This is a genomic window from Edaphobacter sp. (assembly GCF_035763405.1).
Classification (GTDB): Bacteria; Acidobacteriota; Terriglobia; order Terriglobales; family Acidobacteriaceae; genus Edaphobacter.
Map to the genome: position 1 here is coordinate 30,165 of NZ_DASUBE010000053.1, position 14,318 is coordinate 44,482.

At 57.6% G+C, this 14,318-nt stretch carries 7 protein-coding genes; all 7 read right to left on the reverse strand.

Features of this window, described 5'->3' with window-relative positions; all coding sequences use genetic code 11:
- Positions 1-146 precede the first annotated feature (146 nt).
- Complete coding sequence (locus VFU66_RS05310) at positions 147-677, reverse strand: PEP-CTERM sorting domain-containing protein (protein ID WP_326445200.1); 531 nt, start codon at positions 675-677, stop codon at positions 147-149.
- A gap of 37 nt (positions 678-714) precedes the next feature.
- Positions 715-4,767, reverse strand: a complete 4,053-nt coding sequence (locus tag VFU66_RS05315; RefSeq protein ID WP_326445201.1) for an SMP-30/gluconolactonase/LRE family protein — start codon at positions 4,765-4,767, stop codon at positions 715-717.
- Between the two features lie 445 nt (positions 4,768-5,212).
- Positions 5,213-7,897, reverse strand: a complete 2,685-nt coding sequence (locus tag VFU66_RS05320; protein WP_326445202.1) for a glycoside hydrolase family 3 C-terminal domain-containing protein — start codon at positions 7,895-7,897, stop codon at positions 5,213-5,215.
- Positions 7,898-7,954: 57 nt separating this feature from the next.
- Positions 7,955-9,007 (reverse strand): alpha/beta hydrolase, encoded by a 1,053-nt coding sequence (locus VFU66_RS05325; protein ID WP_326445203.1) that lies wholly within the window; start codon positions 9,005-9,007, stop codon positions 7,955-7,957.
- Positions 9,008-9,089: 82 nt separating this feature from the next.
- Positions 9,090-11,084: an alpha-L-arabinofuranosidase family protein gene (locus VFU66_RS05330; protein WP_326445204.1), complete on the reverse strand. Its 1,995-nt coding sequence runs from the start codon at positions 11,082-11,084 to the stop codon at positions 9,090-9,092.
- A 669-nt stretch (positions 11,085-11,753) separates the two neighbouring features.
- Entirely contained in the window at positions 11,754-13,553 is a 1,800-nt protein-coding gene (locus VFU66_RS05335) for an alpha-L-fucosidase (protein WP_326445205.1), read from the reverse strand.
- Between the two features lie 145 nt (positions 13,554-13,698).
- Positions 13,699-14,318: GH39 family glycosyl hydrolase (locus tag VFU66_RS05340; RefSeq protein ID WP_414649378.1), on the reverse strand; the 620-nt coding region annotated here is incomplete at its 5' end.

Here is a 14,318-nt window from a genome sequence, read left to right on the forward strand (position 1 = left end):
CGGTTCGCACACAGAAACGCCATCGTCCACCCCTCCCGCATCTTGTGCGCGAGGCAACTTCTCTCCTCGCGCACAATCCCTGTAGAACACGGCTCACACCCATCGGATAACAAAGCGTCAGACAGCATAAGATCAGCGGCGCAGCCTTATACTTCGTCGGACAACCTTCCGGCGTCGGTGAGGTGCATCCGGCGGTACAACGCGAACGCACCGATCAAACCAGTCCCCAGGAGGAGCAAACTTGACGGTTCCGAGGACACTGCCGTGCCAAAAGCGGCGCTGCTCAGCACCAGGCCGTCGCTGCCGGTAGCACCACCCAGGATCTGGAACGATCCAACGTAGAGGCCAAGTGGTGAGTCCGCCGGAACGATGATCTCGAACAAGGTACTCGTATGGCTTTGTCCCGGAGCCAGGTTCAAAGGGAAGTTCAACAGAAACGGAGAGTCATCCAGCATAAAAGCTGCATTCAGCGAGTAGCTGTCGCCGTTCAGATAAACCAGTGCAGAATTTGTGCTGGGCGCCGAGACGGTGGCGCTGTAGTCGAGAATTCCTCCCGCTGTTCCTATTGTTTGCAAAGGGTCGTTGATTGTGAGGTTGATGGTGTCGGCATGAGCCGCTGGCATCAACAACGCTGCCGGGACCAGAGCGAGGGCGATTGCGAGGATGGACTTCTTCATGTGTTCTCCGTAGATTCTGGGATTAGTAAGTTCGAAGTCAGGGTAGTGTTGTCCGGAAGCTGCCACCGAAGGTCCCGCCGGTGTAGGTACCGGTGGCCTTCACGACGGCGGCACTGCCGGGAGCGCCTGCACTGGCTGGAACGCTTACAACACTCGTCACGAACCCGCCGGGAGCGATGTTGCCTAGCGACTGTGGCACGGGTGTGCCGCTTGCACTGCCCACGGACACGCCAGTGAGCACGACGTTTTGCGCGGTGCTGCCTCCGGTGTTGCTTACCGTCACGGTCGCCTGGTAACTGCCGTCATTCTGTAAGGCGAGCGCAGTGGTCGTCACCAGTTGCACGTTCCCCTGCCCACTGACCGTTAATGTTGCAGATGCCGAGCCTGGTGCGTAATTGGTATCTCCCGCATAAGTGACCGTGATGGTGCTGTTGCCAGCCGCGAGACCGGCCGTCGGGTAGTTGACGGTGCACGTCTCTGTGTCACCGCTCACTGTGCAAACACCCGGCATCTGGCTACCACTGCCTACCTGGAAGACCAACGATCCGCTCGGAGGAGTGGCGCCGCTAAAGGTGGCGGTTGCAGTCAGCGTCGTGGCCGCGCTGCCGTAGGTTGTCGTCGCCGACTGCGGAGTGATCGTCAGAGACTGCTTGTTGGGGGTGGTGATTGACACGTTATCGAAGGTGGCAGTGGCCAACTCGGAGCCGGCCCGACTGCTGACCACTAGTCCGATGTAGGCGTTGTTTGCCATCGATATGGCAACTGTGCCTTGCTGGGTCCAGGCCATGCCATCCGCGGAATAGTAACCAGTGAATGTGCTGCCGCTACGCACGACGCGGACCCAGTAGGGAGTCACAAGTCCGGGGGTTCGGTTCCCGCCTGCGCCAGTGGTCGAGCGATAGATCCAGGTGACGCCGTTCGCAGGTGTGACGTTGATGTCCGCCATCGTCGAACCTGCGTCAAGCGTCTCGCGGACCATCACGCCTGCCTGCGCGCCGCTGTTGGTGTTGGTTAAGCTGACAACCCGAGCCGTAATCGTGTAGTCCGTGCCCGTGACGGCCTGATATGCGTAGTTGAACTGATCGGCTGTGCCGCCAATACTGGCCCCGGCGCCATTCACCGTGAACGTGCCGTTGCTGTAGGTGGCACTGCCCGCAAGGCTCACAGTTCCAACGTCCTGATCCTTCCAGCCTGCGGGCAGACCGCCTGAGTTTGTGTTGACCACCAGAGTGATTGTCGTCGAGCGCGATAGGCTGCCGTCGGTGCCTGTAATCGTCAGAGTGTATGTGCCTGTTGGCGTTGTGGTCGCTGTCGAGACCGTCAGCGTTGAACTTCCTGAAGCGGAGATCGACGCGGGGTTGAAGCTTGCCGTCGCACCGGTTGGCAAGCCGTTCACGCTAAGGTTCACCGTGTTGGTAAAGCCGTTCAGTGCACCGATGGTTGTTGTGTAGGTTGCGCTGTTGCCTGGTACCGCCGTCTGCGAACTTGGCGCAGCCGCGATGCTGAAGTCAGGCGTTGCCACGACCAGCGTGATGGTGGCCGAGTGAGACAGCGTGCCGTCGGTGCCCGTAATCGTCAGCGGATACGTGCCCGATGGCGTGGTTGATGCTGTCGAGACTGTCAGCGTCGAACTTCCGGAGGCAGTGCTCAACGCGGGGTTGAAGCTTGCCGTCGCACCGGCAGGCAAGCCGCTGACGCTGAGGTTCACGGTACCGGTGAAGCCGCTCAGAGGAGCGATCGACGCCGTGTAGGTGGTGCTGTTGCCCTGCATCACCGTCTGCGAACTCGGACTTGCTGTGGTGCTGAAATCGGGCGGTCCAGGCACGATCAGCATCACTGTCGCCGTGCGCGAAAGAGTGCTGGTGGCGCCCGTGATCGTCAGCGTATACGTACCCGGAGGAGTAGTAGACGCTGCGGAAACAGTCAGTGTCGAGCTTCCGGAAGTAGTGATTGACGCGGGGTTGAAGCTTGCTGTCGCACCGGCAGGCAAACCGCCCACGCTGAGGTCCACTGTGTCGGTGAAGCCGTTCAGGGCACCGACCGTTGCTGTGTAGGTTGTGCTATCTCCCTGCGTCACGGTCTGCGAACTGGGCGTCGCTGAGACGCTGAAGTCCGGCGTCGGCGCGACGGTCATCCTGTGAATGACGATTGAGTTTTCGTTGTAGTTGTCTTTGCTGATCAGATAGTCACCGGTGCTCGTCTGATAAGCTCGAATGCCGTACATCGAATCCACATCGTTGCCCACGGCCACGTTCGGATCGGCGCTGGTCATCGTCAGGTCATCGGCACCGGTTGTCAGGTTGTAGGCGTCGATATCGGGCACAGTGTGGACGTAGGAGATGAAGAGGTAATTGCCTGCCGCGGCTCGTCCCTTGGGATTCTGCGCAGTCTTCAGGTTGATGACCAGGTCCGGATTGGTGGTGTGGCCCGCCTTCCAACCGTGGTAGACCTCGACGCGGCCACCCAGCGAGGTCCAATCGGTGCCGTTCGCGTTCATCAGGACCATCGTGTCGGTCGACGGAATGTACTCGATGCCGCCCAACGGCGCGATGGTCGAGGGCGTTGGAGTGGTCGTCGGCGGTCCCCAGATCGGCAGTCCGTTGGCGTCGAATCCTGTCAGCGGGTAATGAGAGATCGCATTGGTCTTGTCCAATCCCACCCAGATGTCCCCGTTCGTATCGAGGCAGAATCCGTTCCGGATACGGGCTGTTGTATTGAAGTAGTTGGCGTAGTTATAACCCGCCGCACTGGCCTGGCCCGGCAGGGAGCCAAAAGGAACCGATATGTACTGGTTGGTGGGGAAATAGGAGAAGAGGAACGCATCGGAGTTCTGGCCGGCAGCCGCGAGGATGCGATGACCATTGACGCTTGCCATAAGGCCGAAGTCGAACCCGCGGCTCTGGCTGGTTACATCCACGCGCGGGTCTGTCGGATTGTCGAGCGCATCAACGCTGTTGCCGACGTATCCGGCCGCGCCGGAACCGGTGTAGTGGTAAACGTCCTGACCGCTATAGAGGTAAGCTCCATCCGTGGCGGGGTCGAAGGCAGCAGCGCCTTCGAAGTTCAGCGCTTGCACCGTGTACTGCAACACGCCGGAGCTGTTGTAAGCGTGAAGGTCGGTCTTGCCGTTCCGTCCCAAATCCCAGGTTCCTCCCCAGGGATTGTTGAGGACGTAGAGGTTTCCGGCAGCATCCTTCCCAATGCCGACGATACGCGTGAAGCGTTGGCTTCCTGTCTGTCCCTTGTTTCCCGTAGTCGTGTCCAGATATCCGCCCTGGACGCCGAATGTACCCACCACAGACGGAGTGCTCGACAGGTTTCCGTAGATTTGAATGTTCATGTTCGGCCCCTGATCGCCGACCATCAACTGGTTATTGGCGGCGTCATAGTACAAGGCCGAAGGTCGCGAACTGGAACCCATGTTGATCGTGTTCAGCATGTTCCCAGACGGGGCGAATTCTTGAATCGTCCCCTCCTTCATTTGGGCGACCCAGATGTTCCCCGATCCGTCGATTGCAATCGCGCCAGGATCTGTGAGGCTCCAATCCGATTGCCACACCCCTGCGGTCGTGTAGCACCGCACCAGGTTGTCCGGATGGTCGCTGACATAAACGAGCGTGCCGGTGTCGGCGATACCCGTAATCACATCCGCACGCCGTTCAGTCTTATCCGAGCTCGCCGACCATGTCAGATCCCGTACGCCGGTGCTCCGGTTGTAGCGGCCGATAAAGCCGCTGCCGCCGAGCGTGGTGTTGAATTGCAGCGCGGAGAAGAGATCGGTCGCATCACCGCTGATCGCCCCGCCCTGAGCCTCTCCATGCAAGCCGATGGTGGTTATCTTATTGCCGTTCTGGTAGACGTTAATACTTCCCTGGCTCTCGTCCCACATGGACGCTGTATAGACGATGCCCTCAGGTGCCACCCACATGGAGCGCATGGCGTTCCCCACGTAAGTGGGAATAGTCGAATACGTGTTGCCTACCCACGTCGTCGTGTAACTCACCTGAGCATGGCTGATCGTCGCGCTTATCAGTAGAGAGAAAATCCAGGCGATGGTGAAGAATGCAAGCCGGTTTCGTCTCGAAGGCATAGAGCTCCCCTAAGCCTTCATCGCCCGCTTTAATCAAGCATCTGAAGGCTTTCGCATAGTGGTCTTGTAAAAATCCATGACCCTTCTAATGTGTGGTACGAAGGCGCGTCAATATGGTTGATCCGCTTAACTTCTTCGATGAAATGCGTTTCATTTTTACGGTTGCTCTTCTGGTAGTGCCTGCTTATTGAATCGAAGGGAACCTCAACAAAAACGTGGATATTTTTGAACAGAGCTGTTCGTAGACAGGCACTATAAGCGTTGCTACAGAGCGTAAGTTTGTCTCACACAGCAAGACGCTTCGTAGTGGGCGTGACCCTCTCCAGCCGGAGGTGAGCCACCTCGTGGCAGGCGGGGAACCCAGTCACGACGACGGCTTTGCGTTTGTGTCGATTCGTGCCGGAGTGTCAACATTCGGGCCAGCCTGAACTTACCCCCAAATACTCTACTGCGACAGGGTGATTTGCCCGTTCACGTGGAAGTGTCCCGTCACGGAGGGAGTCCCAGTGTTTGGCTGGCCGCCTCCAATTGATAGCGCGTAATCGCCCTGCGCCACGATTGGATTCCCATCCTTCGTCACCATACTCAGATCCCGCTTGTTCAGTTGGAATGTCACCGTCTCGCTCGCGCCTGGCTCGAGATGCACCCTTTGGAACCCGCGCAGCGCGATTCGCGGCGCACCCGCGACGTCGGGGAACTGCAGATAGAGCTGCACCACTTCATCGCCGGCAGCATGGCCCGTATTGGTCAGCCTAGCCGACGCGGTAAGCGGATTGCCGGCAGCAATTCTTTTCTGCGATACCACCAGATTGCTGTAGCTAAAATTTGTGTAGCTCAGGCCGTATCCGAATGGATAGAGCGGCTTGCCGGAGAAGTAACGGTACGTCCGCCCTTTCATTGAGTAATCCTCAAAATTCGGTAATTGATTCACGTTTTTGTAGAACGTAACCGGCAGCCGACCTCCCGGATTATTCTTCCCGCTCAGAGTGCCTGCAATCGCGTTACCGCCCTCTTCGCCGGAGTACCAGGCTTCGAGGATGGCGTTCGCATGCTGGTTTGCCCAGTTCACCGCAAGCGCACTGCCGTTCATCAGCACCACCACGAGGGGCTTGCCCGTTGCCGCGACCGCATGCAGCAGATTCTGTTCCTGCTCAGGCAATTGGATGCTCGTCCGGTCGCCGCCGAGAAATCCCGGTTCGTGGACCGGCATTTCTTCGCCTTCCAACTGGCTTGTAAGCCCGACGGCGGCGATCACTACATCAGAGTCACGAGCCGCCTCCACAGCTTTGGACGACACCGTGTCGTTTACCTTCGTCCACAGCAATTGCACGGTCGGATTCTCGCCGGTCCTGGTGCCATAGGCCACCTGCACAGATACCTTTTCACCGGCCTCGAAGTGGATCCGGCCCAACTTCGATTCGGTGCCATTCCCTCCGTACTGGCTCGTCAGGTCCTCGCCGTTCACTTTGATTTGAGTGAATCCGTTCGAGCGGAAGCCTAGCAAGTAATCGCCCGTCTCTGAAGGGTTCAGGAACCCGGTCCACTCTGCGAAGAATCCTTTCTTACCTTTCAATTCGGAGGGCAAGTTGTCAGCAGTCAGATCCAACGCAGATTCCACGCGCGTTACCGCGGGCTTCGGACGTACTCCTCCGAACATCTCCGGACTGCCTCCGACCTCGTACTGCGCCTCCAATCCCGGCTTGCCATCGGGAGTGGTCAACAGAGAAGCGGGCACCAGCTCGCCGAGGTCGCGTCGCAGGAACTGAATTCCCGGGACGAATGTGATCTTTGCGTTCGGGAACTCAGTCTTGAGTCCATCGAGAAGTGAAACCGTGTGTGTCGGCGTGCCCGCATAGTTGCCGAGTAGTACCTGCGTTTGATCAGCAAGCGGGCCAACTACGGCAATCCTCCTGATCCCAGGCTTGAGCGGAAGAGTCCCGTCATTCTTGAGCAGAACCATAGATTTGTCCGCCAGCCTGAGGGCCAGTGCGCGGTGTGCCGGGCTATTGAGTTCGGTCTCGGGAATTTTTGTGTATGGGACCATGTCCGGAGGATCGAACATTCCCAGTCTGATTCGCGCCGTAAAGAGCCTGGTCAGGGCCGTGTCGACTGCGCTCTCAGGAAGGTAGCCTTGTTGAACGGCTTCGATGTACGGCTTGTAGTCGGAATTATCTTTGGGGTACGTAGCGTTGGCGCCGTAACATTCATTGTCCATACCGCGCATGAGCGAGATGGCTGAGGCTTGCGCCTGCGTAGGCCGATAGCGATGTCCGGTGAAGATGTCCTGAACCGCATCGCAATCGGAAACGACATAGCCCTGAAATCCCCATTTGTCGCGCAGCTGATCAATCAACGTGAATTGATTCGCGCAAGCCGGCTCGCCGTTGATGGCATTGTAGGCACACATGATCGACCCGGCATGGCCCTGAACAACAGCCGCCCTGAACGCTGGCAGATAGGTATCCACCATGTCGTGCTTGCTTACATCCACGTCTGCGAAGTGCCGCGTCGGCTCAGGTCCGCTGTGCACGTCGAAATGCTTGGGCGTAGCGATGGCGAGGTAATACTTTGGGTCATCGCCTTGCATTCCGGTGACAAACGCAACACCCATACGGCCGGTGAGGAATGGATCTTCCCCATAGGTTTCCTGACCGCGTCCCCAGCGGGGATCTCGAAAAATATTGAGGTTGGGCGCCCAGAAGTCGAGGCCTCCCATAATGCCGGTATGCCCGGCGCGGACATCCTGAACATGCTTAATCCGCCCCTCAATGCCGATGTCGGTCGCCATCTCATGAATTCCCGGCACATCGAAGGTCGCCGCCAGGCCGATCGGCTCGGGAAATTCGGTGACGCCGCTGTTGATTACTCCATGGAGCGCCTCGCTCCACCAGTTATATGCGGGGACATTGAGCCGCGGAATCGCGCGAGCATCGTTGACTAATTGCGAGGCCTTCTCATCGAGCGTCATCCTGCCGACCAGGTCTTTTGCGCGTACCTCGGGAGGAAACTCTGTATTCAGGTAGGCCGGCGTGGATGTTTCCTGCGCCACTGCCGGAGGAACAAAGGAGGTTGAAAGCAGGATTGCTCCGCACACGGCCAAAGATGCCGCGATCATAATGTGGTTCTTCATCCTCACACTCCCAGGAAAAAATTTATCTTCGTTGCCTACAGCCAACAGAGGCCGGATTCAATTGCAGCTTTTTGTAAAGCAGAGGTTCCGACTGAAAAATGGCAACACATGGTTCTGAAACCGGTCCGCCACAGCACTGGTATGCGTTCCGTGGTAAATCTCAAAGCCGTTCGATATGCCGTAGCTATCGAGTATCTTGTGGGCCTTGATTGTGTCGAATCGCAGCCCGTCCTCGTCACCCACGTCCATCGTAATGGCGCGGTACTTCCCCAGGTTATCGATGTACTGGTCGATGAAGGCTAGCGGTGAGTTGGCCTCCCACTTGTCCAGGACATCCTGCTGCACTACTCCGTCCTTCACAGGCATATCGAAATAGAGTGGAGGATTTTTCGGGTTGGGCGACCAGGCGGCCGCAGAAGCTAACTGAGCCTTCCAGAAGAAGGGAAAGTTAGCAGCATCTGCTGGCGACTTCATCGCGGCTACTGCAGTGTCGAAAGCCTTTTCATCCGGAGAGTTGGGGTCAGGACGGTGTACCGAGAGGCAACACGGGCTCATGACATACAGCACTGCGAAGACGTTGGGATATTTCATGCCAATCCGCAGCGCGCCGTAGCCGCCCATCGAGTGTCCGACCAGTCCGCGGCTCTCGCGATCGGGAATCGTCCGGTAGTGCGCGTCGATATAGGAGACGAGGTCATGCGCAATGAACTCCTCGAAATCACCGGTCGTGCGGGAGCGCGAATACATGGAGCCGCCGTATACCGTCTTCGAATCCGGAAGCACCACGATCATTTGCTTTGCGCCAAGTGCGAATGCTCCCTCGATGGTCTGCGGGACGTGAATCTCATGAGTCCACTGTTCAGCGCCGATCGAGTACCCGTGCAAGGCGTACAGCACGGGATACCGCCGTTGCTTATCCCTGGAATAGCCGGGAGGGAGGAAGACGATTACGTCGCGATCGACTGCGTCGCCTTCCAGATTGCCCTCGATCGAGGCTGCATGTACCTTGATGTGCTCCACCGTCACGGGCGGCGCCCCCGGCACCACCGCCGGCACTATCGTCTTTACCTGCGCGACAGCCGGGCCTGCGCCAGCCGACAAAAGGAACAACAAAGACGCCGTTACTGCAAAAATTTCTAGCTTCCTCACTTTTCCCCCCGAACCCTGTAGCTTGCCAATGACACCGCCCGACTCACTGTTCCACCGCAAACTGGAAGATATCCACACTGATGGGCGCGATTGACAGCTTTCGAGCCGTTCCGCTCAACGCTGTCTTTGTGATTCTGACCTGCGACGTCTGCCCGATTTGATCCGTGTCCTGCAAATCCTTACCCGTGACTTGCCATAACGTTGGCTGGCCCTTCATCTGCACTCCGGCCAGAGTGAGATCGAAGCTCTGTTCCGTCTCCGTCGCATTCACGACCGCCAGCGTCAGATATTTCCGGTCTGGTGTCAGCGCGGCGAACATATCTAGCGGATACGTCGGGCTGCCGGAATTGGTCTCCGGCTGGTCGCCGCCCACCGGATATTGTGGCGCCGGCTGCGGCGAGTTTCCGCTGAGCGCGACAGGAATAGAACCTGGAACAAACCTATCGCTGTAAAGCTTGTACACAAGCCCTGTGGTGTTGAATACCGCCGCGGTGGGCGTGTAATCGAGCGTGGACACACCCATGGTGCGCGCCGACATGCGCAGGAAATCGGTATGTCGCAGCATCTCATTCAGGGTCATTCCGTAGGCCAACGCCAACTTCAGGTCCGGAGCCCGATTGAAGCTTCCGCCGAAGTACGCGTACTCGTCGATGGAAAGAAAGATATGGTTTTGAACCAACTGCGGGAAGCGCTGCTCGTATCGGTTCCACTCCTGCGCCCTCAGGTGCACGATGTTCGCGGGATAGCGCGCGAATTCGAGAGGTGTTTGCTCCACTTTGTCATAGCCGGCATCCGTTGGCGCGTCCAACGGCAGGTGCTTTGCCTTTTCAACGTCAAACCGCTGGTCGGGCCGCGCGTACCAGTGCTGCGTAATACCGGAGAAATTGCCCCAGCAGTGCTCGATCTCGCCTCCGGTCCAGTCTTCTGGCGTGCCTTCGACTGCCCTCATGTTATCAACGTCCTTCGCGCGCATCTCACCTGTCAGATCCATCGGCTCGGGCATATTACCGGAGGCGAGCAGCATGATCGCTGGATCAGCCTTGCGCATTGTCGCCGCGAATTCGTTGTGCTTCAGAACGTAATACTTCAGGTCAGTGCGCCCGAGCTGCCATACACCGTAAGGCTCGTTGCCTATGTCCCAGAACTTCACGCCATAGGGTGCGGGATGTCCATTCCGCGCCCGCTCCGCTCCGAGCCGTGTGGTTACTGGCCCGTTCATGTACTCCACTTCTTCGCCAGCCGAATGCGCATCGCCGAATCCAGCATTCACTGTGATGTAAGGCTCCACTCCGATCAGTTTGCAGAGCGTCATGAACTCGTCCATGCCAACGTCGTTCGACTGCATCGCATTCCACGCATAGTCGTACGTGGGTGGCCGCTTATCACGCGGACCAACGCCGTTGTACCAACTCCAGTCCGAAAGAAAGTTTCCACCAGGCAGCCGCCAGAAGCCGGAATGAAGCTGGCGCAGCAGTGAGATCGTGTCCGGCCTGAAGCCGTCGACGTTGTCGGCCGGCATCAGTGAGACCGTACCTACGTGAAAATTCCCGGCACCGGTGCCAGTAATCTCAAACACCGCATCGCTGCTATCGGCCTTGGCCGTAAATCGGAAGAAGAATTTAGCGTAAGCGTTCGTGAGATGCGCAAAGGAAACCGTCTCCCGATCACCGTCTCCCGAACCCCAGATCAACGACGCCTTCACGGTGCTGTTCGGCGATCCTTTCAACCAGATATGGCCGACGTATTGCTTGCTCTTCACCACCGACAGCCCTGACTGCCGAATGCCTCGCGGAGCGGACTCATCCAGCACAATGCGCGGGCTATCGTCGCCAACGAAAGGCTGATCCTTATCCATAGTGACTGCACGGTCCGGCCCAATAATGCGCCATTTGCGCAGCTCCCTGCCCGGGAAGCCGCCCGGATGTTCCTTCAGCGTGCCGGGTTCTTCCGCTGTAATCGGAAAATAAAACTTGCGGTCATCGAGCATCTCCGACCACAGGCTTCGATAAACGAGAGGCCCAATATGCTCGATGAACATGCCGAACTCGTATTGCGAGGTGGGTGTTGATGTCTGTCGTGCGTCAATCGTTACCGCCAGAGGTGCCGCGGGTTTTGGAGGTCTGGACTGAGCGGCAACGAGACCCGTAAATAAAACTGACATCCCCGCAACGACCAATGACCTGCGCGAACATTTCCTGGGGCATCTCCGATATGCTCCGTCCCGGTGCGTCCACATTTTTGCCATATAGCCCATACTAAATCGATTTTTTACGCGAACGCAGAAGCATGTCCTTTTCGCGCCTGCAAATTCTAATACTTCTCTCATTTAATGCAAAGCGGGGTTTACAGTGCGTTCACGTGAACTCCAGTTCACGCCGAGGAGGCCCGACGAATTCAACGTCTGAAATGTCAACTATGACGAACAGGGCTTCCCTGATCGAAACTCCTCGATCAAAGCGTCCGAACAGGCCGATCCCTCCACATTCAGTTTGCAACCGAGGTGGCGATCGGCAGTCGGCATTGAGGATCGCCCAGAAGAAATTGGATGGAGTTGCAAAAAAGCTTGGAGATGTCGGGCGGCAAGACATCTCCCGCATAATCAGGCCGCCCGGTCTCAGGGAGCTTATGAGATCACTTCAAATAGAGTGATTCATCACCGCAGTCCCTCCTCTTGGTGTCGCTCCAACAGTGGGTATAAAGATGAGCTTCAGTCCAGACCAACTTTGAAGGCAACCGCGTAATCCACTTTCGGCCGGTAATTCTTCGGAAGTTCTAAGTGAAGGCCATCGCCATGCTGCTTCCAGCGCACCCGTTCATTGGTTCCCAAAACTTCCACCCTGGCGATCCGCCCCGGTTGCGTTGCTGCCGCTGATCCCATAGCCTTCACGACCACGGGCGCGGTCGGCAAGCCTAGCACCACGGCGTAAACCACGTTGTTCGCCTTATTTCGTGTGAATCGGATGTCCTTCTTGCCCAATTTGCTGACGCTTTGTCCCTGAAAGGACCCCGCCTTCACGCTGTTCGGGCCTTCGCCGTAGATTTTCCACGGCCGGGTCTCATAAATTGCTTCTCCATTCGCCTCCATCCATGAGGTCACACCGTCCAGCACCGCAATCTCCTTGCTGTCGATCGTGCCGTCCGGCTTGCCTGGAATGTTGAGAATGAAGGTCCCATTTTTGCTGACCGTATCTATCATCCAGTGGATCACATCGCGCGGCGGCAGATAAGCCCCGTATTCACCGGGCTTGTCGTAGAGCGCACGATCATAATGCCAGCCGCCGATGCAGGTTTCCGACTGCCAGGGATACTGCATAATCTGGCTGGTAATGCCGCGCTCGTAGTCGGCAACCACGGCTCTTGCGAGGTTGTCCGGAACATTCTTGATGTTCAGAACCGACTGAACCTTTCCGCCGTCTAGCCTCATGCTGTTGTTGTAGAAATACGCGCCGATATTCATCCCCGCCCAACCAAGCGGCAGAAGAGAGTTGTCGAAGTAGAGCAAATCTGGATTGTGCTGATCGATAAGATCACGGGTGCGGTCGTAAAAGTTCTTGACGTACGATACATCGGGCAACGCGTCGAGGGGGTGCTTAACGCCATAGAGAATCTGCGGATCGAGGCCCTGCCACCATTCGTCTCGCCCCTGGGCCGCGACTAAATCGCCGTCGTAGGGAACGCCCGCGCGCTGGCCCGATACGTCCGCACCGTGTGAGGGCTGAAACCACCACCAGTTGCGGGCCTGATGAACGGTGACACCGAAGCGCAATCCCTGTCTCCGTGCTGCGGCGGCCCATGTGCCGATAACATCGCGATGTGGCCCAATCGCCGTGGAGTTCCACGGCTGATGCTTCGAGCTCCAAGTGTCGAAACCGTCATGGTGGTTCGCGAGCGCAATGAAGATCCTTGCACCGGCCTTCTTGTAGCGGGCGATCAAATCATCCGGTGCCCAATCGAGGAGCGTCCACTGCGGACAAAGATCCTTGTAGCCAAACCGCGAAGGCGGCCCATAATGTTCCAGATGATACTTGTACTGCGTCGAGCCCTCGATATACATGTTCCGCGCATACCAGTCGCCGGCCTCTGGCACGCACTGCGGGCTCCAATGCGCCCAGATCCCGAACTTCGCATCTCTGTACCACTCGGGCGCTTCGTACTGTAGCAACGAATCCCAGACTGGCTTGTAGGGCCCTGTCCCGGCCAGCCCGTCGATCGGAGAGTCCATCGGCACTCCGTCCCATGATCCTCCTGGAATGGGCAGCGCCTCCGGTGAACCCCACGCTGTTGCCTTCCACGTCGCGTTGTCCAGCTTCACAGGGACAATCTTGTTACTGCTCGGGGCGTAGAATGTCCGCTCCTCCCGCCGCAATGCGCAAAAGTGAGCGTAGTCCTCGGTGTATTCATTGAATCCGCTGGGCAGTTCGAAATGCTTTCTTCCTTGTCCATAGCCGGGCAAGGCCCCGTAAGCGGCCGCCATCGTCACAAGCTTGCAGAAATCTCGTCGTTGCACTTTCAGCTCCTTTCAGTGCGGTTCAAAAATGAAGAAATGCCTGGCGCAAATGATGCGAAGATTTGTCCTGGCGAATTGCGCAATTATTCGTAGGATGATGATGTGAAGCCTGCCTAAAGGGCGAATGATTCGGTCACTACCACATTCAATTCCTGAGTGCAACGCTGGTATTCGCCTCCTCGCGGACGAGTTTGACGAGCACAATGTCGTTGCTGCTCATGGGAATAGTCATCTTGAGCGTACCGTCTCTTCCGCTCTGAACGACCTTGTCCGTCTTCGGCAGATCGCGTGTAAGTTGGTTCAGTTTTGCGATCTGCTGCTTCGTTAGCTCTTTGGGAGAACCCATTTCAAGATAGGCGGAGTAAGCGTCGTTCGCCTGATAGCCGGTGCGGTACACTTCCAGCCGATACGAGGCGTTCGCAGCAAGATGGGTTATCTGCAGTTTCACAGGGGCAGCCGGATGCGATGGAATCGTCTTCGTGTAGAAAGAGCGGTTGCTCACCTTCTGGTCAGGTTGCTCGAAGTCCCAGATGACGCCTGTGAAGCTTCCGTCCTTTGTAGATAGCATCGCCTGGGGGTCATTCGACGCGATGCTGCTTCCGTCGAGCGCGTGCAGGTACTTGTACGCGAAGTACGCCGGCTTGCGAATGCCCTGCGGGTTTAAGAGACCGAAGCCGCCCTGGAACGGTGCCGTCGGCGGCCCCGGCTCTTCGAACAGATCGCTGTAGGTCCAGTAGCTCATGCCCTGCACCAGGCCCTGTACGC

Coding starts and splice junctions, on each gene's coding strand:
- VFU66_RS05310 (WP_326445200.1), bottom strand. CDS start 677: ATGAAGAAGTCCATCCTCGCAATCGCCCTCGCTCTGGTCCCGGCAGCG.
- VFU66_RS05315 (WP_326445201.1), bottom strand. CDS start 4,767: ATGCCTTCGAGACGAAACCGGCTTGCATTCTTCACCATCGCCTGGATT.
- VFU66_RS05320 (WP_326445202.1), bottom strand. CDS start 7,897: ATGAAGAACCACATTATGATCGCGGCATCTTTGGCCGTGTGCGGAGCA.
- VFU66_RS05330 (WP_326445204.1), bottom strand. CDS start 11,084: ATGTTCATCGAGCATATTGGGCCTCTCGTTTATCGAAGCCTGTGGTCG.